This is a genomic window from Campylobacter sp. RM12654, assembly GCF_020137585.1.
Taxonomy (GTDB): domain Bacteria; phylum Campylobacterota; class Campylobacteria; order Campylobacterales; family Campylobacteraceae; genus Campylobacter_E.
Genome location: NZ_JACGAR010000006.1, coordinates 47,546 through 69,755 on the forward strand (window position 1 = coordinate 47,546; position 22,210 = coordinate 69,755).

Consider the following 22,210-nt stretch of genomic DNA (forward strand, 5'->3'; position numbering starts at 1 on the left):
TAAAACCTTTAATAATAAAAGATAAATATTCAATAGCTACAACACAACATAGATTTATTAATGCTTACTTATTAATTATGTTCTAAAAATGAAAATATATTTGTGGACTAGTAGTAAGAAGTTATTTTTTAATAATCGTTTTAGTAAAAAATCTGTATTAAAATACTTGTATGGATACCATTTATCAATACTATAAAATATAAAATTTGGCTTTTAAAGCCAAATTTTAGTTTTGATTTTTGCTGTGTAATAACATAAATATATTAATCCAATAGGAGCAACTATATTACCGACTAAGTTAGTTATTAACATAAAAATAAAACAGATATTACAATGCCAAAAATAAATACCTAAAATAATAACTAGGATTAAGTCCTTTAAATGCTTTATTAAAAAAATCTTTCATAATTTCTTATCTTAATAATGGGTTATTGCTTTTTGTTTTAGCTTTTAGTTTTTTAATTACTATGCCTTTTTTGTTGATACAAAAAACATTAGAATCATTTATATTTGGGCTAAAAGAACTAATCTTAACGAAATCATAATGCCACATTTCACATTCATTAGAAGAACTAATTCTGCTAGGTGCTCCGAATTTCGCTTCCAAATCACTTTTGCTAGATTTATTAACCACAATGCTATCAAGCTCATCTTTGGTAATCTTAGTGCCTTCAGTATAGGTTGTGAAATTATCAATAGCAGCACAAGAGCTAAAAGCTAATGCAACTAATGAAAACAAAAATAATTTTTTCATTTTTTCTCCTTAAATAAATTTAAAAACAAATTTATCATAAATAAATTAATTTATCCTATAGGATATAGATTTTAAATTTTTATATTGTTTAAATTATTAGATTTTACCTATAGGATAATGTATGAAAAACACTGAAGAAATAGAAGAATTTTATAAATTAGTATCAAGTAATGTTAAAAAATTTAGAACCGAAAAAAACATCAGTCAACTAGATTTAGCCCTAAGTATAGGCATAAAATCAATAGCCTTTTATTCAAATTGTGAAAACAACAAAAACGGCAAACATTTTAATCTAGAGCATATTTATAATATTAGCAAGGTTTTAGGCGTTGATATTTGCGAGTTGTTAATGGGGGGGGGTATACAAAATGAATTGCATAAAAGAAGCTTTGATTAATGTAGCTAATTTTGATTTAAGAGCTACTATGAGTAGGCGTTCGTATGCCTTTATGATTTTTGTTTTTCCGATTTTAGCTTTTGGCTTGTTTTATTGTTTGATAGAGTTTTCAAGATTTGTGCGTTTAGTTTTAGCTAATAATGTAGATTTTACTTTTATTAAAAATGATTTTATGAGTTATTCTCAAATTGTTTTTCAGGGTTTATATGCTAATTTTTATCTTGTTATTGATTTTATACTAATTCTTAGCACTTTACAAAGGCTTAATTCAATCACAAAAAATAAAATAATCAAAACTATCATTGTAATAATAGCGTTTTATCTTATTGATTATTATTTAGTATGCTTTCATTGGCTTAGGGTTTATTTAGAAGATAATTTTATGCTTTCAATTAATTATAAAGCCATTGGTTTTATTATTTTTTTCATACTTGCACTGATTTTATCAATGATAAAAGAAAGGCATTTTAATGAGATTACTCCAAAACGCTCTTTAGCTTATTTTTTAACTTTAGATTTTAGCTCAATTGCTAGTAAGACTAATTTGATAATACCTTTTAGTTTTTATCTTGGCATTACTATTGTTTTAACTATTTTTATCGTTGGAATAGTGTTTATAATGGCATTAACTGAACTTAGCATAATAATAATGCCTATTATTTATATTGATATATTTTATTTATTAAATCACTATAAATCAAACATTAGAGCAATTACAAAAATAATCACTCTAATATCTTTTATAGCTTTTTATATTCAAATTATTTGCTTTGATAGAAGCGGTATTTTTTATGAATATATGAATAGATTATTTTTATTTTCATTTATTTTAGTCTATATTTTAGCAATGCGAAAAATCAAGAATTTGAAATAGGAATTTGGTATAAAATTAATATTGCTTTTATACCAATAACTTTTTAAATTTTATCTTTTAACATTTGCTGAATTTTTTTGATTTTGACTAATTCATCTATAAAATATTCTAAATTTTCTTTAGCATCTTTTTTGCGAATATTTATTATTTCATCGTAATTTATATTTAAAATATCGCAAAGTTCTTTACCTGTCATTATGTTTTCTAAGTCAAAAACACCTTTAAAACCTAGTTTGATTTTTTCTTTATCGTTTTGATTAAAGCTACAAATATAATATTCTGTAACAAAAGGAATTTTAACTCCAAAAATCATAGCAAATTTTTCTAGATTTTCTTTTTCTTTAGCGGATTTTTTAGTATCAAAAACATCTCCGTCTTTTAATTCTATAATTTTGCAAACCCTATGCTCTTGTACTACAAAAATCATCATATCAGGCTCTATTTTTTCTACACCTTTGCTGTATTTTGTAGATTTTTTAAAAGTTTTTTTCAAACATAAATAAGTTCCGTTGCTAATTTTATTTTCTGTAGCATTTTTTATAAATTCATCAATATTTTGAATACACTGACTCCTAGAAATTAATAATCTTTCAAGTTCACTGCCATTAGAAATAACAGTGCTTTGCACTCTTGATAATAATTTACCTAATTCCTCATTTCCTATTACTCTAGCATAACCTGAATTACCATCAACTCTACCTTTAGCGTTAATAATCTTACTCATTTTCTTCTCCATAAATTAAATCACAACCTAAAAAATTTCTATTACACTCTAAACAAGCTTTCATCACCGAAAAACTTCCTGCTGCTGGGTCTAAAACTATATCATTTTCATTGGTTGTAGCTAGAATTAATTGTTTTTGTAATTCTAATGGTTTTTGATGTGTGTGCGTTTTATCTACTAGCTTTTCATCCCAAACATCAGGAATATTATGCAAACTCCAAGTGCTTTTAGCTTTTTTTGGATGTTTTTGAATAATTATTAAATATTCACTTTTTCGTCTTGTTCTATATCCCATACCTATCTTTTGTTTATTCCAAGTAATAAAATCAACAATATACATTCTATCACTCAACCAACTTTGTAACCCTTCAGCTAAATGAAATTTATCAACCCATAAAAACAAATAACCACTATCAACCAAAACTCTTTCTATTTCTTTGATAAAATCATTTATAGTTTTTTCATCCATTTGAGGTAATAACGAGCGTTCTTTTCCACGCTTTTTACCTTCATTTCCATAATTCATTTTATCAAGAATACCTCTATATTGTGGGTCAAAAAATACAATTTTTATTGAATTATTAGAAAGTTTATTTATTAATTTTATCCCATCCATTTTTAGTTTTCTGTTTATCATTTTTTGTAGTTAAAATTCCTTAATTAGTATTAAAATATTATAAGAATTTGAAATAGGAATTTCAAATTCTTATAATTCTACGCCGATGGCTTGATTAATCGAGCTTAAGCCGTCGTTTTCTATTAATTTTGTAAGCTCATCATTTATATTTCTAGCAATTCTAGGTCCAACGAAAATCATAGATGAAAGCACTTGAACTAAACTAGCACCCCATTTTATACGCTCATAAGTTTGAGCTGCGTCAAATATCCCGCCACTACTAATAATTATGCCTTTTTTATGCACGCTTGGTGCGATTGCTTTTAGCATATTTAAAGACTTTTCGGCTAATACTTTACCACTTAAGCCGCCAACCTTGGTTAAATCAGGCTTTTTGCTAAGCGAATAATCTTGCGTAGTATTGCTTAAAATCACTCCACAAGCATTAGCATTTAAAGCTGTTAGACTTAATTCAGTAGCCAAGCCAAAATCCATATCAGGAGCAAATTTTATAAATTTTGGCACATCATTAATAGCATTTAGCCTAGTAAAAATTTCTTCAATAAATTTAGCATTTTGTAAATCTCTTAGATTTGGAGTATTAGGCGAACTTATATTAATTACAAAAGCGTCTGCATAAGGCTTTAGCTCACGAACTAAAATCTCATAATCATTTATCGCTTCTTCATTAGGTGTAATTTTATTTTTACCTATATTTATAAAAATCGGAGGTAGTTTTGAGAAATTCTCACGCATTAAATTTGCTTTTGCAACTTCTACACCATCATTATTAAACCCCATTGCATTGCGAATGCTAAGCTCATCTACTAATCTTTCAATTCTTGGGCGAGGATTACCTGGCTGAGCCTTAGGAGTGATTGCTCCGACTTCAATGAAACCAAAGCCAAGATTTGCTAAAGGAGCTACCACTTCAGCATTTTTATCAAATCCTGCTGCAAGTCCAATAGGATTAGAAAATTTCATATTGATTAATTCATTTTCTAAATTCTTATAAGTTTTTTTATAATCAACTACTTTTAAAAATCTTTGAGTTTTAAGAGCTTTGATTACTAAATGGTGCATATCTTCAGGGTCAAACTTAAATATAACTTTTTTTGCTAATTCATACATTTACTTACCTTTATAATGTTTTTGAAAAGGTCTTTTCACCTTTATTTTTCATATAAGCATCAAATCCCATACAAATATTACGGATTAATAATGTGCCTGTTTCATTTACTTTTATTTCATCATCGCTAATTTGTAAAAATTCAGCATAAGTTTTTAAATACTCTTTTGCGTCGTTAAAATAATCCCAAAATACTATTTTAAATTCTTTTTCAATTTCTTTAATATTAAGACTAAAATTAGCCATTAAACTCATTATTACAGCTTTTCTAATTAAATCATCATTATTAAGTTTAATTCCCCTATGAAATGGTAATTTGCCATTATCAATAGCTGCTTCATAAAGGTTTAAATATTTATAGTTTTGTGCGTAATAATTAAGCCCTTCTCCAATACTAGTAAGCCCAACGCCAACCAAAATAGCTCCACCTTTTGTAGTATATCCTTGAAAATTCCTATGAAGTGTGCCATTTTCTAAAGCCTTAAATAATTCATCATTAGGTTTTGCAAAATGATCCATTCCTATCATTTTATAACCATTTTCGCCTAAAAATTTCGCAGTATGTTTTAGAATTTCTAACTTAGTTTTAGCTTCAGGAATAGTGCTTTCATCAAATTTTCTCATATTCTTTTTAATCCAAGGCACATGAGCGTAATTAAACACAGCAAGTCTATCAGGATTTATTTTTAAAATTGTCTCAAGTGTTTTGCTAAATGAGTTTAAATCCTGATAAGGAAGTCCGTAAATTAAATCAGTATTTATACTTTTTACCCCATTTGCTCTTGCAAGTTTTACTGCATTTTCTGTAATTTCGTAAGGTTGAATTCTATGAATTTCTTTTTGCACTTTAGGGTCAAAATCTTGCACACCAAAGCTAATTCTATTTATGCCGTATTTTGCAAATACGCTCATTTGTTCAACATTTAAAAATCTAGGGTCAATCTCACAAGAAAGCTCACTATCAGGTAAAAACTCAAATATTTCATTAATTTTTTTAAGCAAGATTTCAAGTTGAGCTGCACTAAAAAATGTAGGCGTTCCACCGCCAAAGTGCATTTGAATAGCTTTTTTTGTCTTAAGATGAGTTTTTAAAATATCAAGCTCTCTTAAAATATAATCTAAATACCTTTCTTTTTTATCTTCATTAGCTGTATAAATTACATTACAGCCACAAAAATAACAAGCCGAACGACAAAACGGCAAGTGAAAATAAAGCGATAAAGGCTTATTTTCGTTACTTTCTAAATCTTTTATAAAATCATCATATTTATAATCTTCGCTAAATTCAATAGCTGTTGGATATGAAGTATATCTTGGGCCACTTGTTTGATATTTTGCTAATACACTAAAATCCATTTTTATCCCCTTAACATTTCGGCTAATTCTTTAGCGTGATAAGTGATTATTAGTTTTGCACCCGCTCTTTTAAAACTAATCATAGTTTCCATTAAGATTTTTGGATAATCTACAAGCCCAGCTATTCCAGCGTTTTTAAGCATTGAATACTCTCCGCTTACATTATAAACGCATAGTGGAAGTAGTGAGTTTTGGCTAATTTCTTTAACTACATCTAAATATGCTAAAGCAGGTTTTACCATCAATATATCAGCACCTTGTTTTTCATCTTCTAAGCTTTCATTCAAAGCTTCTTTTCCGTTTGCATAATCCATTTGATAAGCTTTTCTATCGCCTTTTTTAGGAGCTGAATTAGCCACATCACGGAAAGGTCCATAGTATGCACTTGCGAATTTGGTTGAATAAGCCATAATAGGTAAAGTATCAAAGCCATTTTCATCTAAAGTAGTTCTTAAAGTTTTTATTATTCCATCCATCATTCCACTAGGTGCAATCATATCCACACCAGCTCTAGCCATTACTAAAGCTTGTTTGCTAGAATTTAAAAGCGTAATTTCGTTATTTAAATATCCATCTTCATCTAATACTCCGCAATGTCCGTGGTCTGTGTATTCACAAAAGCACAAATCTGCAATTAAATATAAGCTATCGCCAAAACGCTCTTTAATAGCTCTAATAGCACGAGCTATAAGCCCATTATCACTCATTGCATCACTTCCACAACTATCTTTTGCACTTTCATCTAATACGCCAAATAATAAAATACTCTTAATTCCAAGCTTTAAACAATTTTCACATTCTGCTAGTAATTCATCAAATCCTAATTGATAAACTCCTGGCATTGATTTAATCTCAATTTTTGCATTTTTTTTATCTACTACAAATAAAGGGTAAATCAAATCGTTTAAGCTAAGTTGGTTTTCCTTTACTAAGTCCCTAATTATAGGGCTTTTTCTAAGTCGTCTAAATTTACGCACACTAAACTCCTTTTTTTGTATAATTAAGGCTAATTAAATCAAAAAAGAGTTAAACAATGTTAGTTGAAATTTCAAAACAAGCAAATTTACCTACAAGATTTGGAAATTTTATTATCCAATCTTTTAAAGAAAACGAAAAAGAGCATTTAGTAATTATGAAAGGCGAAATTAGTGATGAGATTAATGTTCGCATACATTCTGAATGCCTTACAGGTGATGCTTTAGGTTCGCTTAAATGCGATTGTAGAGACCAATTAAAAGCATCTTTAAGATATATTGAAGCAAATGGCGGAATGGTTATTTATCTTCGTCAAGAAGGTCGTGGAATAGGTCTATTTAATAAAGTAAATGCTTATAATTTACAAGATAATGGATTTGATACACTTGAAGCGAATTTAAAACTAGGCTTTAAAGATGATGAAAGAGATTATAAAATAGTTGATTTTATACTTGAATATTACAAAATTAAAAGCGTAAGATTGCTTACAAATAATCCTTTAAAATTAAAAGCTATTAGTAAAGATGTAAAACGCATACCATTAATAATGCAAAGCAATGAATACAATAAACAATATCTAAAAGTTAAATCTTGCAAAATGGGGCATATGCTAAATGAATAATGAATTTTTAGCTTTTATAAATTCATATGAAGATGAATTAAAAAAATACAATAAAGTTCATAATATTACAAGATTAAAAGATATAAAAGCAGCAGCACTTGATAGTATTGAAATACTTAATTTCGTAGAATTTAAATCAGGAATTAATATAGCAGATATTGGCTCAGGTGCTGGTTTTCCTGCTATATTTTTAGCTTTTTTAAAAAGAGATTGTAATTTTTATTTGTATGAGCCAAGTTATAAAAAATCAGCATTTTTATCGCTAATTAAAGCTAAGTTTAATTTAGATAATGTGTTTATTAAACCTATAAAAGTTGAATGTGAAAAAGACTTAAAATGCGATTTGATAACTTCAAGAGCTTTTGCAAAAACAGAACTAATTGTTACTTTATGTAATGATATAACCAATGATAATACGAAATTTATTTTATACAAAGGCTCATTCGTAAAAGATGAGCTAGATTGCTTAAATGAATATAAATTACACGAGAGAAATAATAGAATTTTTTTAGAATTTTATAAAAAAGATTTCAAAATTATTACAAATTAAGCTTAGTTTATTTTTTTTAAGATTATAATTAGCAGATTATTTTAATTTCTATTTAAGGAGCAGTTATGGCAAATCCATCGCAAAATCTTGGCTATGATTATACCGTAGCTAAGTGGTTTATGTTCGCATGTATTTTGTTTGGCATAATCGGTATGGGAATTGGAACTTTAATCGCGTTTCAATTAGCATTTCCTGAGCTAAATAATATTGCAGGTGAATATTCTACATTTGGCCGCCTAAGACCACTTCATACAAACGGAGTTGTTTATGGCTTTATGCTTTCAGGTATTTGGGCTACTTGGTATTATGTAGGTCAAAGAGTTTTAAAAGTTTCATTAAGAGAATCAAAATTCTTAATGTTCATAGGTAAAGCTCATTTTATAATCTTTATGATTACTATATTATTAGCTGTTGTAAGTCTTTTTGCTGGTGTTACAACTTCAAAAGAATACGCAGAACTTGAATGGCCTTTTGATATAGCAGTTGTTGTTATTTGGGTTTTATGGGGTATGGGAATTTTTGGACTTATTGGAATTCGCCGTGAAAAAAGTCTTTATATTTCTATTTGGTATTACATTGCGACATTTTTAGGTGTAGCAATGCTTTATTTATTTAATAATATGGAAGTTCCTACAAAATTAGTTACAGGAATGGGTTCTTGGCTTCATTCAGTATCTATGTATGCAGGAAGTAATGATGCTTTAATTCAATGGTGGTGGGGACATAATGCGGTTGCTTTTGTTTTCACGGTTGCAATTATTGCTGAAATATATTATTTCTTACCAAAAGAAAGTGGTCAGCCAGTATTTTCTTATAAATTATCACTATTTTCATTCTGGTCTTTAATGTTTATATATTTATGGGCAGGCGGACACCATTTGATTTATTCAACCGTTCCTGATTGGATGCAAACAATGGGTTCAATTTTCTCTGTTGTATTAATATTACCAAGTTGGGGTAGTGCAATCAATATCTTACTTACAATGAAAGGTGAATGGCACCAAGTAAAAGAAAGCCCATTAATTAAGTTTATGATTTTTGCTTCAACATTTTATATGTTCAGCACACTTGAGGGCTCAATTCAATCAGTTAAATCAATCAATGCTCTAGCACACTTTACAGACTGGATTCCAGGACACGTGCATGATGGAACACTTGGTTGGGTAGGATTTATGACTATGGCTGCAATTTATCATATGACTCCAAGGGTATTTAAAAAAGAGATTTATAGTAAAAAAATTATGGAATACCAATTTACTATCCAAACTTTAGGAATTGTATTATTCTTTAGCTCAATGTGGATTGCTGGAATTACTCAAGGTATGATGTGGAGAGCTTATGATGATTATGGAACTCTAACTTATTCATTTATTGATACTGTTATAGCACTACATCCTTATTTTATAATAAGAGCTATTGGTGGTTTATTATATTTAATAGGATTTTTTATGTTTGCTTATAATATTTATAAGTCAGTTACTTCAAGCAGAAGCGTTGAAGTTGAACCAAAATCAGCAAGTCCAATGCAAGCGTAAGGAGGTAAAAAATGTTTAGTTGGTTAGAAAAAAATCCTTTCTTTTTTGCGGTATTTGTATTTGTTGTTATTGCTTATGCTGGTGTTGTAGAAATTCTACCTGCATTTAGTCCTAACGCTAGACCAATTGAGAGCAAAAAGCCTTATACAGCTTTAGAACTTGCAGGTCGTCATGTTTATATTAAAGAAAGTTGTAATGCTTGCCATTCGCAATTAATTCGTCCATTTAAAGCAGAAACAGATAGATATGGTGCTTATTCAAAAGCAGGTGAATATGCTTATGATAGACCATTTTTATGGGGTTCAAAAAGAACAGGTCCTGATTTAATGAGAGTTGGTAATTATAGAACTACTGATTGGCACGAAAATCATATGAAAAAACCTGTTTCTGTAGTGCCTAGTTCAATTATGCCTGAATATCCACATTTATTTAAAAAGAATTCAGATTTAGATACAGCTTATGCTGAAGCTTTAACTGTTAAAAAAGTTTTCAATGTTCCTTATGATGAAGAAGGTTATCCAAAATTAGGAACTTACGAAGACGCTCGTAAAATGATGGTAGAACAAGCTACACCTATTGTTGATGCAATGAGCGATGAAGAAGTAAAACAAGCGTTTGAACCTTGCCGTGCAAATGCACTTGATAGTAAATGCGAAATTAAAGAAATAGTTGCATTGATTGCGTATTTAAATAGCTTAAAGTAAGGAAGAATTATGAGTTTGGTTGAACTTGTGCAATATCAAGGACATGCTTATTTTTTCCTTGTGGCGTTTTTGACCTTTGTGCTTTATGCTTATATTATTCATTTATATAAAGCACAAAGAGAAGGTAAAAAAGATTATGAAAAATATGCAAATCTTGCATTAGATGATGATATTAATTCATCTTTATTAGAAAATAGGAGAAAGTGATGAAATGGTTAAATCTTTCTGATAATGTAAATTTACTTTCTATAATTGGTGCAGTTGTTATTGTTGCTACCGTGTTGATAGTAAGTTTAAATGTATTTAAACAGATGAGAATTAAAAGAAAAGATGCTGAAACAAGCGAGCACGAATGGGATGGAATAAGCGAATATAAAAACCCATTACCAGTAGGTTGGGCTGTTATGTTTATCGTTTTAATAGTGTTTGCTTTATGGTATTTTTTAATAGGTTTTCCACTAAACAAATATTCATCAATAGGTGAATATAATGAAGAAGTAGCAAGTCATAATGCAAAATATAAAGAAAAATATGTAGCATTTGATGATGAATCTAAATTAAATATGGGTAGAAATGTATTTTTATTACATTGTGCTCCTTGTCATGGTGCTGAAGCAACTGGAATTAATGGTAAGGCTCAAGACCTAACTAAATGGAGTAGCGTTGCTGGAATTTTAGATATTTTAGAAAACGGCTCAACAGGTTTAGGATACGGAGAAATGCCAGCTGGTTTAGTTGAAGGAGATGACGCAAAAGCAGTTGCAACTTATGTAGCAAATGGAATGCAAGGTGAAGTTGGTAAAGATGTATTTGAAACAACTTGTGCAGCTTGTCACGGAGAAAATGGAGAAGGCACTGAAGGTGTAGCACCTGCATTAAATATCTATACTAAACCTGATTTTATTAAAATGGTTTTAGCTAGCGGTAAGATAGCAAGTGCTGATGCAAGCGTAAAAGTAATAGGAGCAATGCCAAGCTTTAAATCAATGCTAAGCGATGAGCAAGTAGATGCAGTTGCTCGTTATGTAAGCACATTATCAAAGGAGTAAAAAATGGATAATCATAATAGAAATGTGTTTGGATTACACGGAATTACAGGTATGTTAATAGCTACCGTTTTATTATTATCAATCCTAGTTGGGCTTACTATTTGGGGAATAAATGTTCAACAAAAAGAAATCAGAAATCCTTATAAACTAGAAAAAATTGAAGATGCTAAAATGCACGAAAATAGAAGTTTAGAAGATTTTAGAAAGGACGCAAAATGAGCAAGTTATTAGAAACAATTATAGTTTTAGGAATGGTTGTGTTAGCAATAGTTACAGCTTGGTCAGTTTTAACTCCTAATCATTTAGGTATAGGATGAAAAAGCTAATAATTATAATGCTTTTAGCTCTTGTGAATTTATTTTCACAAGAGCCTTTAAGTAATGAAGTATTAAATGAAATAAATATTTTAAGTAATGATTTAGAGCAAAAAACAGGTATTAAAACAAGTGTTTTGATATCAAATGAAATTCCTTTTAAAGATTTAAAACAAAGTATTAAAACTGATAAAAATTATGCAATTATAGTAATTAGCCTTAAAGATAAAAAGTTAGATGTTATAAGTGATTTAGGATTAGATTTTAGAAGTGTTACCGAATATTATTATTTAAAATATGGATTTTTCCCAAAACAAGGTGCAATATTGCCAATACTTACTCAACCTAAAGGAAAAGATTTAATAAATGCAGCGATTTTAAATGGGTTTGCTGAATTGTGTGATGTAATTGCAAGTAGTAAAGGTGTAGAACTTGAGTATTCTTACGGGGATTTAAATGATAATATTATAAATACAATTAGAACTATTTTTTATATTTTTACTATTGTTTTTATAGTAGTTTTAATTAGAAGAAAGGTAAAGAAAAAATGATAAAAGAAGGAAGACATTGGCCTTATTTGATTGTTGGTTCAATCATTTTTATGATGATTGCTTGTATTTACACCGTTTATTTATCTTTTGATTATCCAGTAGATGAAGATGAAAGTTATTTTTTAAAATATCAAGATGTTGAGAATAATTACGCAAAAATCAAAGAAAACGAAAAATTATTTTTAGATAATTTTGCTTTTAGGGTTTTAGGCGATAAAACAAGATTAGATGTTACTAAACGCCCAGCGGTATTTGTAGATAATGAAGTGATATTACAAGTTAAAGAAAAGTCTAATTTAAAAGCAAGCAATATAAGCGTAAAGGCAAAATTAACAAGACCACACACAAAATATGAAGATAAAGAAATCATCGTAAATTATGATGATAATTTAAAAGAATTTAAAGCTGATTTAGGAGATATTTCTAATGGACGCTGGACTTTATTGATTGATTTTAAAATCAATGAACTTTCAAAATTTTATAAACTTGAACTTTGCAAAAATCAATGTAAAAAAGCTTAATATTAAAGCTTTTTTACGCTATAACTACTCATAATAATCTTTTAAAAGGAAAATAAATGTATAAAAAGGATTTGATTGTATTTTCTAATTTAAGGCAAATTAAAAACTACTTAGCAAGTATTAAAAATGAAGGATTTTTTCCAACTACAATTAGTATTAATGAGTTTTTGCAAGATTTCGCAATAAATGATAAAAGAAGAGCGACTGAAGTAGAGCAAATCATTGCTATGAGTAGGGCTTGTAATAAAACTAAAGATTATAAAAAGCTTAATTTTTCAAATGATTTTTTAAGTTTTTTAAAAAATAAAGAATATTTATTCTCATTTTTTAGCGAATTAAATAGTCAAAAAGTAAGTATAGATGATTTAAGAAATAATGATTTATATAGCTTTTTTGATGAGTATTTAGACATTTTAGAAGAGTGTTTAAAGCATTATAAAAACGAATTAGATAATCAAAATTTATATGATGATATAACTATTAAAGATTTAAAAGCTAATTGGTTTTTACTTAGTCAATATAAATCAATTAGCTTTTATCTAAACGGCTTTTTAAAGCAATACGAATTAGAATTCTTTGAGAGTATTTCAGACAAAATAGATGTAAAAATCATCACAAATGTAAGCGATTACAATATAAATCTTTTAAAAAAATCATTTAAGATAGATTTTGAGCCAAATCATACTTATACTCTAAGTTTTAATAATTCTTGGCAAATTCTAGAGCAAACTAAGCTAAATTATAACAATACCTTAAAAATTGCTTCGTTTAAAAGTTCAATTTATCAATACATTTACGCACTTAGTCTAATATCAAAATATTATGAAAACGATAAACAAATAGCACTTATTATGCCTGATGAAAGCATTGCAACTAGCTTAAAAGCCATTGATATTCATAATTATTTAAATATTGCAAGTGGGCTAAACTCAAACGAAATAGCACAAAAACTAAATGCGATTTTAGGTAATGATGAGTTGGCTTTAGTGCAAAAAAGATTATTAAATACAAGCGAACTTGATTTTAGTAATTTTGATAAATTAAAAGAGCAACTATTAAGCCTTAGTAAAAACGCTGAAATTAAAGAAATCCTAAAAAACCGCCTAAATGATATAAAGATTTTAAATAATGAGTTTAAGCTAACAAACGAGCAAATCATAAAATTACTTGACGCTAATAATATTAAAATTTCTCACACAAACGGCGGAAATGTCGATGCTTTAGGTATGCTTGAAAGTCGTGGAATGAAATATGATTTAGTAATTGTTCTTGATTTTAATGATGATTTAGTGCCAAAGCGAAGTGTTAGTGAAATGTTTTTAAACAATGCTGTTCGCACAAAGGCTGGGCTAATTAGCTATGCTGATAGAGAAAATTTACAAAGGCATTATTATAAAGAGCTTTTTAATGCCAAAGAAGTTTTTGTTTTATACCTTGAAAACGAAGAAAAATCACCTGCTAGAATGCTAAAAGATTATAATTGCCAAAGACAAATCGTAGATGAAAAAGGGCTTATGGAGTCGTTTTTAAATGCACTCAATGGCAAAATAAAAGCAAATGAAAATATATTTGAGCCTGATTTAGAACTTATAAAAAATCATAATTTTTTTGCAAAACCGCTTAGTTTTTCAAGATTATCGTGCTATTTAAACTCACCTTATGAGTATTATTTAAAATATATTTTAGAATTAAGTGAGCCTAGCAATTCAAACGAAAAAGCAGCAGTTGGGACTATGGTTCATGAGTTTTTACAAAACGCTGATTTTAAGAATTTAAAACAAGAATTTGAAAAAGAGCTAAAAGACAAATTAAGCCCAATTGATTATGCTTTAATATATGATAATTTAGATGAAATCGCATATTATATTAACAACAATCAGCCAAGTGCAAATTGCGAAGAAAAGCTTTCGGGTAAAATTGCAAATATTGATGCTTATGGGATAGCTGATAGGATAAGTGATGAGCTAATAATTGATTATAAGACTACAAACAAGCCAAATTCTACTAAAAATCACGAAAAACAATTAGCCTTTTACGCAATGCTTTTAGATAAGCCTACGATACAAACAGCTTTAATTTATTTAAAAAGCACTCGTGGGGCGGTGTTTGAATGTAAAAATTTTAATAAATTATCTCAAGAGATTGAAAGCGATATTGCAACTCTTAAAGATGGCTTTATCTTAGAAAAAAGTGAAAATGCTTATGGCTATTATCATTTAATAATCAATAAAAAGGATAGAGTATGAAACATATCGCATTAGCAGCAAGTGCTGGAAGTGGCAAGACTTTTACTCTAAGTGTTAGATATATTGCTTTAGTTTTAAGTGGGGCGAGTATTAATGATATAGTAGCTCTTACATTTACAAAAAAAGCCGTAAATGAGATGAAAGAGCGAATTACAAAGGTATTTTTAGAGCTTGAAAATAGAGCTGCCGAGCTTCAATTTTTGCAAGATTTATTAGGTTTAAGTGCCGAGCAAATCATAAATACAAGAAATAAATTCTTAAAAAACTTTAAAGAAGATGAGCTTAGGATTTATACTTTTGATAGCTTTTTTTCTAAGATTTTAAGGCTTTTTGCAACACACGAAGGCTTAAGCGTAGATGCGGAACTCATTGATTATTTAGATATTAAAGAAGAGTTTTTAAAGTCTTTAGATACAAATGAAGCTATAAAATTAGTAAGAGATTTAAAAGATTTTAATATGAGTTTAGGAGATTTTTTAAACTGGCTTGAGAGTTTGTATTTAAATTATACAGGCGAAAAAATCATAAATGATACGACTTTTATAAATCCTTTTGATGAGTTTTTAAGGCTTAAAGATAATTTTACTGGAGCAAATAAAAAAGTAGATGAATGGCTTGGCAAAATTACGGATTTAAATTCTTTACTTGCTAGCTCATTTTTAGACGCTAGTAAATCAAATATACAAAAAGCCCTAGATTTACCAACTTTTGCAGCAGCTTATGAAGAATTACTTTCAATCGTTGCTAAATATTATGGTTTTTTAGAGAGCAATCAATTAAAATTATGCTTTAATTATTTAGACAAATTTAGCGAAGTTGCGAAAAATTATCATAAAGAGCAAAACATTTTAAGCTTTAGTGATGTGGCGATTTATGTTCATAAAATATTGCAAAATAAGGATTTAAAAGACCTTTTTTATTTTAGACTTAATTCAAATCTAAGCCATCTTTTAATAGATGAGTTTCAAGATACTTCGGTTATTCAATACGAAATCATTAAGCCTTTGGTTGAAGAAATAGTAGCTGGAATTGGCATAGATGATAAACAAAAAAGCTTTTTTTATGTAGGAGATAAAAAGCAATCAATTTATTCATTTAGGGGTGCTAAACAAGAAGTATTTGATTTATTTCACAAAAACAAAACCTATAATATAAGCTTGCAAAATCTTGATACTAATTATCGTAGTAAAAAAGCCATAGTAGAGTTTGTAAATAATAATTTTAAAAATCTTTATGATGATTATTACGAGCAATTAGTTGCAAGTAAAGAAAATGGAGTTGTAAGCAAAATAATCACCGAAGATTATTTAAACGATGTTTATAAAAAGATTGCAAGTTTGTTAAAAAACGGAGCAAAATTAGATGATATTTGCATACTTACAAGAGATAATGCAAATGCAAATGAAATAGCTAATTATTTAAATGAATTTGGTTTGAAAACTAATGTAAATAATAACTCTTTATTAGTTTCAAAAATGAGCGTTAGGGTTTTAATAGAATTTGCAAAATACTCTATTTTAGGAGATGAGATTTATGGCTTTTTTGTAAAGTCTGTGCTAGGCAAGGATTATTCAAGGCTTAAAATTGATATTACAAAAAGTGCTTATGAGATTTATAATGAGATAATAATTCATCTTGATTTATGTAAAGATGAGTATGTTTTAGAGTTTTTAGATGATATTAGTTCTAAAGATTTCTTAGATACGATATATAATCTTAGTAATAAACTTGCATCAAACAATGAAGCAAAAGGCATAAATATTATGACAATTCATAAGAGCAAGGGCTTACAATTTGAGCATTTAATCTGCGTTCATTTAAGTAAAAATGCCCCACACGATACAGGGCTTAAAATTGAATATGATTTTTCTAGCCACAAATGGTATGGCTTTAAAAAGGACGCTAGTGCTATTAGAAATCTTAGATGTTTTTATGATAAAGATTATGCAAAAAAGCTTGAAATTTATGAGAATACGAAAAAAACTGATGAGATAAATACTTATTATGTAGCTTATACAAGAGCGATTAGCTCTCTTTGTATTATTTTAAATGATGGAGCTGGACTTAGCGGGATTAATTATAATGAAATTGCTAATGAAAGTTTAGATGATGATTTGCTTAATTTTAGATATAAAGAAAATGAAGCAAGTGCTATAAGTATTAGCTATGAGTTTAATCCTTGCGTGCCACTTCAAAATGTCAAGGCTAAAGAGTTTAGCACTGATTCGATTATGCTTGGAAACGCATTTCACTATTTTTGTGAATTGAGTGATTTTAATGATGAAAGCTTGAATGAATGTTTAAGACTTGCATATAATAAGTTTAATCAGGTAGATTTACTTAAATTAAAAAAACTTTGCGAAGATTTGCTGAAATGCGTGGAGTTTAAAGAACTAATCAAAAATCATAATTTGATTAAAGAATATAACTTTTTATATGAAAATAAAGTAAATAGAATAGATTTATTAGCTATTAGCGATGATTGGGTTAAGATAATTGATTATAAAAGCTCGTTTTTTAATAAATCTTATGAAAAACAGCTAAAAACCTATGAAAACTTTATAAAAACTAGATTTTCTAATCACAAAATTAGCTCTTATGTAGTATTTTACGAAAACGAAGAATTTAAATTAAAAAGAATTTAAATTCTTTAAAACTAAATTGATTTTGTGGTGAAAATCTTAATTCATAATCTAAATACGAATTAAGATTTATTATTTTTCAAAACATATAATTTCTAAAATATTTTAGAAAGTCATTAGGTAATGAATACGCTTATATTTGGAATTGTTTTTGGATTTTTATTAGCAAGATATAGATTTTGCTTTTTTTCTGGTTTTAGAAATCTTTTTTATTTTAAAGATTTTTCATTTGTTAGTGCTTTAAGTTTTTGTATATTTTTACAATCTCTTGGCTTATTCATATTAGAACATTTTAAACTAATTACCATACCCGAGTTTAAATTCTCAATACTTGCTACTATTATAGGTAGCTTTGCATTTGGCGTTGGAATGGCGTTTAGCAAAGCTTGTGTTAGCGGTAGTTTTACTAGAGTTATTAATAATAGTTCTTATTTAATAACGGCTTTTTCTTTTGCTTTTAGTATGGCTTTATTTAATGGAATATTTAAAAAATACATAGATATTTTTACAAAAAATGAGCTTACTAATATTCATACTTTTTTAAATATTTCGCCTTTTATCTTAGTGATTTTACTTGGAATTTTAAGTATATATTTAATCTATAAAGCCAAAAAAATCAGCATTCTAGCAATAGTTTTAGCAATTTTAAGTCTTTTAATGTGGAAAATGATTGGTTTTAGTTTTACTTTATCAGTGCCTAGTAAAAATATGATTTTATATCTAGTAACCAATCAATATAGGTATTTAGATTCTGGAGTTTATTTTTTATTTGGTTGTATTTTAGGTGGGATTGTTGCGAATTTAAAATCATTTTCGCTTCAAGGTGTATCGCTAAAACAAGGATATTTTAGTGTAATTGGAGGCTTTTTGATGGCTTTTGGAGCTTCTCTTGCAAGTGGTTGCAATGTGGCAAATATTTTAATAGCTAGTGCTTATTTTAGCTTTCAAGCTTTTATATTTTTACCTTTTATGCTTTTTGGATTTTTGATTATTTTAAGGAGAGTATCGTGAAAAAATTAATTTTATTGTTTGCACTTATTTTTAGTGCTTGTTTTAATGCTGATAATGTTAAATTATTAAATACTGATGAGTTTAAAGCTAGATTAAATAGTGATTATTTGATAATTGATACAAGAATTGATAGTTATTATAATGGTTTTAGCGAAGATGGGGCAAAAAACGGCGGTCATATTAAAGGGGCTTTAAATATTAGTGCTTTATCAATGGATTTTGTTGAAAATAAAAAATTTGAAGAATATTTCAAAGGCAAAGGCATTACAAAGGATAAAAAGCTCGTATTTTATGGTTCTAATTTAGATGAGATAAAAAAAGTTAGCTCGGAGTTTTTAGCTCGTGGTTATAAAGGCGAGATTTATGCTGATTTTATAGATTATGCAAATAATAATGATTTAGTAAAACTTAAAAATTATCAACTAGCAGTCTATCCTAAATGGCTAAATGATTTAATGCAAGGCAAAAAAGTTGAGAGTTTTGATGGCAAAGACTTTATGGTTTTTGAGGTTAGTTGGGGAGAAAATAGTGATGAATACAGCGAGCATATAAAAGGTGCTTATCATTTTAATACTGATTTAATAGAGAATGCTCCTGTTTGGAATTTAAGTGATGCAAAAACTTTAGAAAATAATCTTTTAAGCTTAGGAATAACAAGCGAAAAAACTATAATTTTATATTCTAAAAATCAAATGGCAGCTTTAAGAGTATTTTTTGCACTAAAATACGCTGGGGTTAAAGATGTTAGATTTTTAAATGGTGGGCTATATTCTTGGCAAGAAGCAGGATTTAGCATAGAAAAAACTCCAAATATACCTAATAAAGAAAGTGATTTTAAAGCGATAATTCCTGCAAATGCTAATATAAATATATCAATGCCAGATGATATTAAAAATTATAAAGGGGATTTAAAGCTAGTAAGTATTAGGGCTTGGGATGAGTTTATAGGTAAAATTAGTGGTTATGATTATATACCAAAAAGTGGTGAGCCAAAAGGAGCTATTTGGGGATTTGCAGGGACAAATTCATCTAATGTGGCTGATTATTACGACCCTGATGGAACGCTTAGAAATCCTTATGAAATATATGAATTATGGCAAAGTCAAGGCATTAATAAAAATGATAATTTAGCTTTTTATTGTGGCACAGGCTGGAGAGCTAGTGTTGCTTGGTTTATTGCTTTACTTGATGGTTGGGAAAATATTTATGTATATGATGGTGGCTGGAATGCTTGGCAAATGGATGAGAGCTTAGAAGTGCAAAAGAATTTAGATTTAGTTAAACCTGATTCAAAAAACGATTATGGAGCAGTGTTTAAAGAAGGTGCTAGTTGTAAAAGCTAATCAAAAGCTATTCTTAAAGAATAGCTTTAATCATCATAAAATGATTATAAAGAGTATATGCAACACTAAATAAAATTATTGTAATTGTTAAAATGAGAGTTTTGCTAAGTGTATGCTCAAAAAAGCTCTCGCTTAAATTAATTTGTATTTTTTGATTAAGCGATGAGCTTTTAAAATTTTTATAGTTTTTAATTATCTAAATTGCCTTCTTTCAAATTTTGCTTTAGGTTCTGCTTTTGTATCTATAGGTAAAATATTAGCAAAGCATCCAATATCAACAAAAACAAGTATCCCAAAAACCCAACCATTTATTGAATCATAAAATGTATATAATATATAAGTTAATACGCAAAAAGCAATAAACCAGCCAGGCGAAAATGTTCTCTCGTGTTCGTAAGTAATTTCAGCTTGACAACCCCTGCATACTTTTACACCAAATCTTAATTCTTCATCACAAAAAGGACATATCATCGTTTTTGTATTCTTTGACATAATTGTCTCCTATTTTGATTTATTTGTTAAATAATAAAAAAAAAAAAAACAACGCATTGTAAATATTTTCAGCCTTTCGTAATACCTTAAATTACTTAATCGTATTGCTATTAGTTTTAAAAAACTTGTTTGTTTAGATTGATTAGAGCTTAGAAGTGCAAAAGAATTTATATTTAGTTAAACCTGATTCAAAAAACGATTATGGAGCAGTGTTTAAAGAAGGTGCTAGTTGTAAAAGCTAGACTAAGTAAGCCTAACACCAAGAGTTTGAAATTAGTTAAATTAAGTTTTTATAAGTGTTAGGCCAAATTAATCTAGTGCTAGGCTTAATGCCTAGCTATTTTTAGAATGTATATTTTGCTTCAAATCTGATTAGTTTTTCATCTTTTTTACAATCTTCTATACCTTCATAATTTTTTGTTTTACCATAAGCATAGAATGCTGAGAAGTTTAATTTGTCGCTATATTTGTAAGATAGCTCAGGCTTAACTTCAAATAATTTTTCTTTATCAGTTTTATCGCCATTTTTGATTTTATTTGTTCCGCTAATAATATCAACACCAAATCTTACATCTTCAAATGTATAACCAATTGTTCCGAATACGAAATCTTTCTTACCTACTGCTCCTGTTTGGTAATCTTTCATAGCGTATTCGCCATAATTAATCAATTTGCCACTATCTTCTATAGTATTAATTGTAGCTTTATCCTTTTTACCATAACCAGCATAACCTATATTAAAATCTAAGCCGAATGCGTCAAAGCCAGCTTCAATAGCATAAAAATTACCATTAGCTACTTCGTCGCCTGTAGCTTTTTTTAACAAATCTTTTCTATCTTTTTTAAGATTATTACCTGCGTATTGAGCGTGAATATTGTATGCGAAATCATCTTTATCACCTAAATTAACATTGAAATCTACCGCATATAGTGTGCCCCAACTAGCCATATTTGCTACCCATAACTCTGCTGCTACTGGGTCAAAATTAGCAATTGCTGCTATACCATATATATTTTTACCACTTACGCTTTTTATACTATCATCATCATTTTTTGTAGCAATAACGCCTAAATCACTATCTTTATTGTAATTATCAAAAGCATAAGCTGCTAAAGTTACATTCTCAATGCTATTATTTACGATTTTTAATCCTGTTCCTAATAAATCATCAGTCCAAATTGAGCCAATTTCCATTCTACCGAACATAAATGAGGTATCGTAATTCGTGTAAGTTAAATAAGCATCTCTTATATTAAAAGTTTTGCTTGTATTTATATTATTTTCAACTTTATCTCTTAAAGCTTCATTAGATGGTGTTAAACCTGGTTTATTTAAAGCAAATGAAGCATCTTGGTTTGAATACTGAAATAATGCAGTAGCTTTAAAATTATCAGCTATATCTGAAGTGAATTTTAATTGAGCTTTATATCCGTGTAATTGGATTGTATCTTTTGTAGATTTGTCTTTTAATGAATTTTTTTCGCTAATTCCTTCATATCTATATCTTAACATACCTGATAAATCTACATTTTGAATAGCTTCATCTAAAGCAACAGCATTTGCAACTGACATTGAACCTGCAGTAATTACTGCAATTAAACTAAGTTTTACTAGTTTCATTTTTACATCCTTTTTTTAAAAATTGCAATGCTATTCTACCCCCCCCCATCTTTAAAATAAACTTAAATGAGATAATTTTTTTGGAATTTAAAAAAGTCAAATTTTATTTTTAATTTATCTTAAAATTATCTTAATTTAAGATATTATTAAGATTAAAAACATATAATCAGCTTTTTAAAAAATT

General features: G+C 28.2%; 23 protein-coding genes. 15 read left to right on the forward strand and 8 right to left on the reverse strand.

The genetic code is table 11. The features are described from left to right. Positions 1-412 precede the first annotated feature (412 nt). Positions 413-754, reverse strand: coding sequence for a hypothetical protein (locus AVBRAN12654_RS03270; RefSeq protein WP_336613934.1), 342 nt, complete (start codon positions 752-754; stop codon positions 413-415). A 121-nt stretch (positions 755-875) separates the two neighbouring features. On the opposite strand from AVBRAN12654_RS03270, the gene AVBRAN12654_RS03275 reads away from it, so the two are divergent. After that, a complete protein-coding gene (locus tag AVBRAN12654_RS03275) occupies positions 876-1,151 on the forward strand; it encodes a helix-turn-helix domain-containing protein (protein ID WP_214117650.1) in 276 nt (91 codons plus the stop codon). Continuing rightward, positions 1,123-2,025: a hypothetical protein gene (locus AVBRAN12654_RS03280; RefSeq protein ID WP_336613935.1), complete on the forward strand. Its 903-nt coding sequence runs from the start codon at positions 1,123-1,125 to the stop codon at positions 2,023-2,025. The genes AVBRAN12654_RS03275 and AVBRAN12654_RS03280 overlap by 29 nt, the downstream gene beginning before the upstream one ends. A 43-nt stretch (positions 2,026-2,068) precedes the next feature. Here the strand turns inward: AVBRAN12654_RS03280 and AVBRAN12654_RS03285 are convergent, their stop codons facing one another. The 5 genes from AVBRAN12654_RS03285 to hemB form a co-directional block, all read right to left on the reverse strand. Next, positions 2,069-2,749, reverse strand: coding sequence for a restriction endonuclease (locus AVBRAN12654_RS03285; RefSeq protein WP_336613936.1), 681 nt, complete (start codon positions 2,747-2,749; stop codon positions 2,069-2,071). Then, a complete protein-coding gene (locus tag AVBRAN12654_RS03290; protein ID WP_336613937.1) occupies positions 2,742-3,386 on the reverse strand; it encodes a DNA-methyltransferase in 645 nt (214 codons plus the stop codon). Before AVBRAN12654_RS03290 ends, AVBRAN12654_RS03285 begins: the two co-directional genes overlap by 8 nt. Positions 3,387-3,455: 69 nt before the next feature. Then, positions 3,456-4,496 (reverse strand): quinone-dependent dihydroorotate dehydrogenase, encoded by a 1,041-nt coding sequence (locus AVBRAN12654_RS03295; RefSeq protein WP_336613938.1) that lies wholly within the window; start codon positions 4,494-4,496, stop codon positions 3,456-3,458. Positions 4,497-4,506: 10 nt separating this feature from the next. After that, the gene (gene hemN, locus AVBRAN12654_RS03300; protein WP_336613939.1) at positions 4,507-5,850 is read right to left on the reverse strand and encodes an oxygen-independent coproporphyrinogen III oxidase; all 1,344 of its coding nucleotides are present in this window, start codon (positions 5,848-5,850) and stop codon (positions 4,507-4,509) included. 2 nt (positions 5,851-5,852) lie between these two features. Next, entirely contained in the window at positions 5,853-6,827 is a 975-nt protein-coding gene (gene hemB, locus AVBRAN12654_RS03305; protein WP_239803296.1) for a porphobilinogen synthase, read from the reverse strand. A gap of 56 nt (positions 6,828-6,883) precedes the next feature. Here hemB and ribA point away from each other — a divergent pair, with 56 nt between their 5' ends. From ribA to AVBRAN12654_RS03375, 13 genes are all read left to right on the forward strand, one after another. Then, positions 6,884-7,447, forward strand: a complete 564-nt coding sequence (ribA, locus tag AVBRAN12654_RS03310; RefSeq protein WP_239803297.1) for a GTP cyclohydrolase II — start codon at positions 6,884-6,886, stop codon at positions 7,445-7,447. Further along, the gene (rsmG, locus tag AVBRAN12654_RS03315) at positions 7,440-7,997 is read left to right on the forward strand and encodes a 16S rRNA (guanine(527)-N(7))-methyltransferase RsmG (protein WP_214117644.1); all 558 of its coding nucleotides are present in this window, start codon (positions 7,440-7,442) and stop codon (positions 7,995-7,997) included. The genes ribA and rsmG overlap by 8 nt, the downstream gene beginning before the upstream one ends. A gap of 65 nt (positions 7,998-8,062) precedes the next feature. Continuing rightward, a complete protein-coding gene (gene ccoN / locus AVBRAN12654_RS03320) occupies positions 8,063-9,532 on the forward strand; it encodes a cytochrome-c oxidase, cbb3-type subunit I (RefSeq protein WP_214150150.1) in 1,470 nt (489 codons plus the stop codon). 11 nt (positions 9,533-9,543) lie between these two features. Next, on the forward strand, positions 9,544-10,236 hold the full coding sequence (gene ccoO, locus AVBRAN12654_RS03325) for a cytochrome-c oxidase, cbb3-type subunit II (RefSeq protein WP_214117642.1): 693 nt from the start codon (positions 9,544-9,546) through the stop codon (positions 10,234-10,236). 9 nt (positions 10,237-10,245) lie between these two features. After that, positions 10,246-10,443 carry a cytochrome c oxidase, cbb3-type, CcoQ subunit gene (locus tag AVBRAN12654_RS03330; protein ID WP_214117641.1) on the forward strand — a complete coding sequence of 66 codons (198 nt, stop codon included), beginning with the start codon at positions 10,246-10,248 and terminating at the stop codon, positions 10,441-10,443. Then, positions 10,443-11,285 carry a c-type cytochrome gene (locus tag AVBRAN12654_RS03335; RefSeq protein WP_214117640.1) on the forward strand — a complete coding sequence of 281 codons (843 nt, stop codon included), beginning with the start codon at positions 10,443-10,445 and terminating at the stop codon, positions 11,283-11,285. Before AVBRAN12654_RS03330 ends, AVBRAN12654_RS03335 begins: the two co-directional genes overlap by 1 nt. 3 nt (positions 11,286-11,288) lie before the next feature. After that, positions 11,289-11,504, forward strand: coding sequence for a DUF4006 family protein (locus tag AVBRAN12654_RS03340; RefSeq protein ID WP_214117639.1), 216 nt, complete (start codon positions 11,289-11,291; stop codon positions 11,502-11,504). 94 nt (positions 11,505-11,598) lie between these two features. Continuing rightward, positions 11,599-12,150: a hypothetical protein gene (locus AVBRAN12654_RS03350; RefSeq protein WP_336613940.1), complete on the forward strand. Its 552-nt coding sequence runs from the start codon at positions 11,599-11,601 to the stop codon at positions 12,148-12,150. Continuing rightward, the gene (locus AVBRAN12654_RS03355) at positions 12,147-12,671 is read left to right on the forward strand and encodes a FixH family protein (RefSeq protein ID WP_214117637.1); all 525 of its coding nucleotides are present in this window, start codon (positions 12,147-12,149) and stop codon (positions 12,669-12,671) included. The genes AVBRAN12654_RS03350 and AVBRAN12654_RS03355 overlap by 4 nt, the downstream gene beginning before the upstream one ends. 56 nt (positions 12,672-12,727) lie before the next feature. Further along, positions 12,728-14,917: a PD-(D/E)XK nuclease family protein gene (locus AVBRAN12654_RS03360; protein WP_336613941.1), complete on the forward strand. Its 2,190-nt coding sequence runs from the start codon at positions 12,728-12,730 to the stop codon at positions 14,915-14,917. Continuing rightward, on the forward strand, positions 14,914-17,562 hold the full coding sequence (locus AVBRAN12654_RS03365) for a UvrD-helicase domain-containing protein (protein ID WP_336613942.1): 2,649 nt from the start codon (positions 14,914-14,916) through the stop codon (positions 17,560-17,562). The genes AVBRAN12654_RS03360 and AVBRAN12654_RS03365 overlap by 4 nt, the downstream gene beginning before the upstream one ends. Before the next feature lie 120 nt (positions 17,563-17,682). Continuing rightward, a complete protein-coding gene (locus AVBRAN12654_RS03370; RefSeq protein WP_336613943.1) occupies positions 17,683-18,570 on the forward strand; it encodes a YeeE/YedE family protein in 888 nt (295 codons plus the stop codon). After that, positions 18,567-19,913, forward strand: coding sequence for a rhodanese-like domain-containing protein (locus AVBRAN12654_RS03375; RefSeq protein WP_336613944.1), 1,347 nt, complete (start codon positions 18,567-18,569; stop codon positions 19,911-19,913). Before AVBRAN12654_RS03370 ends, AVBRAN12654_RS03375 begins: the two co-directional genes overlap by 4 nt. Positions 19,914-20,105: 192 nt before the next feature. On the opposite strand, the gene AVBRAN12654_RS03380 is transcribed toward AVBRAN12654_RS03375, so the two are convergent. Next, positions 20,106-20,405, reverse strand: a complete 300-nt coding sequence (locus AVBRAN12654_RS03380) for a hypothetical protein (RefSeq protein ID WP_214120085.1) — start codon at positions 20,403-20,405, stop codon at positions 20,106-20,108. A 343-nt stretch (positions 20,406-20,748) separates the two neighbouring features. Further along, positions 20,749-22,026, reverse strand: a complete 1,278-nt coding sequence (locus AVBRAN12654_RS03385; RefSeq protein WP_336612845.1) for a major outer membrane protein — start codon at positions 22,024-22,026, stop codon at positions 20,749-20,751. Between the last annotated feature and the right edge of the window lie 184 nt (positions 22,027-22,210).

Coding starts and splice junctions, on each gene's coding strand:
- AVBRAN12654_RS03270 (WP_336613934.1), bottom strand. CDS start 754: ATGAAAAAATTATTTTTGTTTTCATTAGTTGCATTAGCTTTTAGCTCT.
- AVBRAN12654_RS03275 (WP_214117650.1), top strand. CDS start 876: ATGAAAAACACTGAAGAAATAGAAGAATTTTATAAATTAGTATCAAGT.
- AVBRAN12654_RS03280 (WP_336613935.1), top strand. CDS start 1,123: ATGAATTGCATAAAAGAAGCTTTGATTAATGTAGCTAATTTTGATTTA.
- AVBRAN12654_RS03285 (WP_336613936.1), bottom strand. CDS start 2,749: ATGAGTAAGATTATTAACGCTAAAGGTAGAGTTGATGGTAATTCAGGT.
- AVBRAN12654_RS03290 (WP_336613937.1), bottom strand. CDS start 3,386: ATGATAAACAGAAAACTAAAAATGGATGGGATAAAATTAATAAATAAA.
- AVBRAN12654_RS03295 (WP_336613938.1), bottom strand. CDS start 4,496: ATGTATGAATTAGCAAAAAAAGTTATATTTAAGTTTGACCCTGAAGAT.
- hemN (WP_336613939.1), bottom strand. CDS start 5,850: ATGGATTTTAGTGTATTAGCAAAATATCAAACAAGTGGCCCAAGATAT.
- ribA (WP_239803297.1), top strand. CDS start 6,884: ATGTTAGTTGAAATTTCAAAACAAGCAAATTTACCTACAAGATTTGGA.
- rsmG (WP_214117644.1), top strand. CDS start 7,440: ATGAATAATGAATTTTTAGCTTTTATAAATTCATATGAAGATGAATTA.
- ccoN (WP_214150150.1), top strand. CDS start 8,063: ATGGCAAATCCATCGCAAAATCTTGGCTATGATTATACCGTAGCTAAG.
- ccoO (WP_214117642.1), top strand. CDS start 9,544: ATGTTTAGTTGGTTAGAAAAAAATCCTTTCTTTTTTGCGGTATTTGTA.
- AVBRAN12654_RS03330 (WP_214117641.1), top strand. CDS start 10,246: ATGAGTTTGGTTGAACTTGTGCAATATCAAGGACATGCTTATTTTTTC.
- AVBRAN12654_RS03335 (WP_214117640.1), top strand. CDS start 10,443: ATGAAATGGTTAAATCTTTCTGATAATGTAAATTTACTTTCTATAATT.
- AVBRAN12654_RS03340 (WP_214117639.1), top strand. CDS start 11,289: ATGGATAATCATAATAGAAATGTGTTTGGATTACACGGAATTACAGGT.
- AVBRAN12654_RS03350 (WP_336613940.1), top strand. CDS start 11,599: ATGAAAAAGCTAATAATTATAATGCTTTTAGCTCTTGTGAATTTATTT.
- AVBRAN12654_RS03355 (WP_214117637.1), top strand. CDS start 12,147: ATGATAAAAGAAGGAAGACATTGGCCTTATTTGATTGTTGGTTCAATC.
- AVBRAN12654_RS03360 (WP_336613941.1), top strand. CDS start 12,728: ATGTATAAAAAGGATTTGATTGTATTTTCTAATTTAAGGCAAATTAAA.
- AVBRAN12654_RS03365 (WP_336613942.1), top strand. CDS start 14,914: ATGAAACATATCGCATTAGCAGCAAGTGCTGGAAGTGGCAAGACTTTT.
- AVBRAN12654_RS03370 (WP_336613943.1), top strand. CDS start 17,683: ATGAATACGCTTATATTTGGAATTGTTTTTGGATTTTTATTAGCAAGA.
- AVBRAN12654_RS03380 (WP_214120085.1), bottom strand. CDS start 20,405: ATGTCAAAGAATACAAAAACGATGATATGTCCTTTTTGTGATGAAGAA.
- AVBRAN12654_RS03385 (WP_336612845.1), bottom strand. CDS start 22,026: ATGAAACTAGTAAAACTTAGTTTAATTGCAGTAATTACTGCAGGTTCA.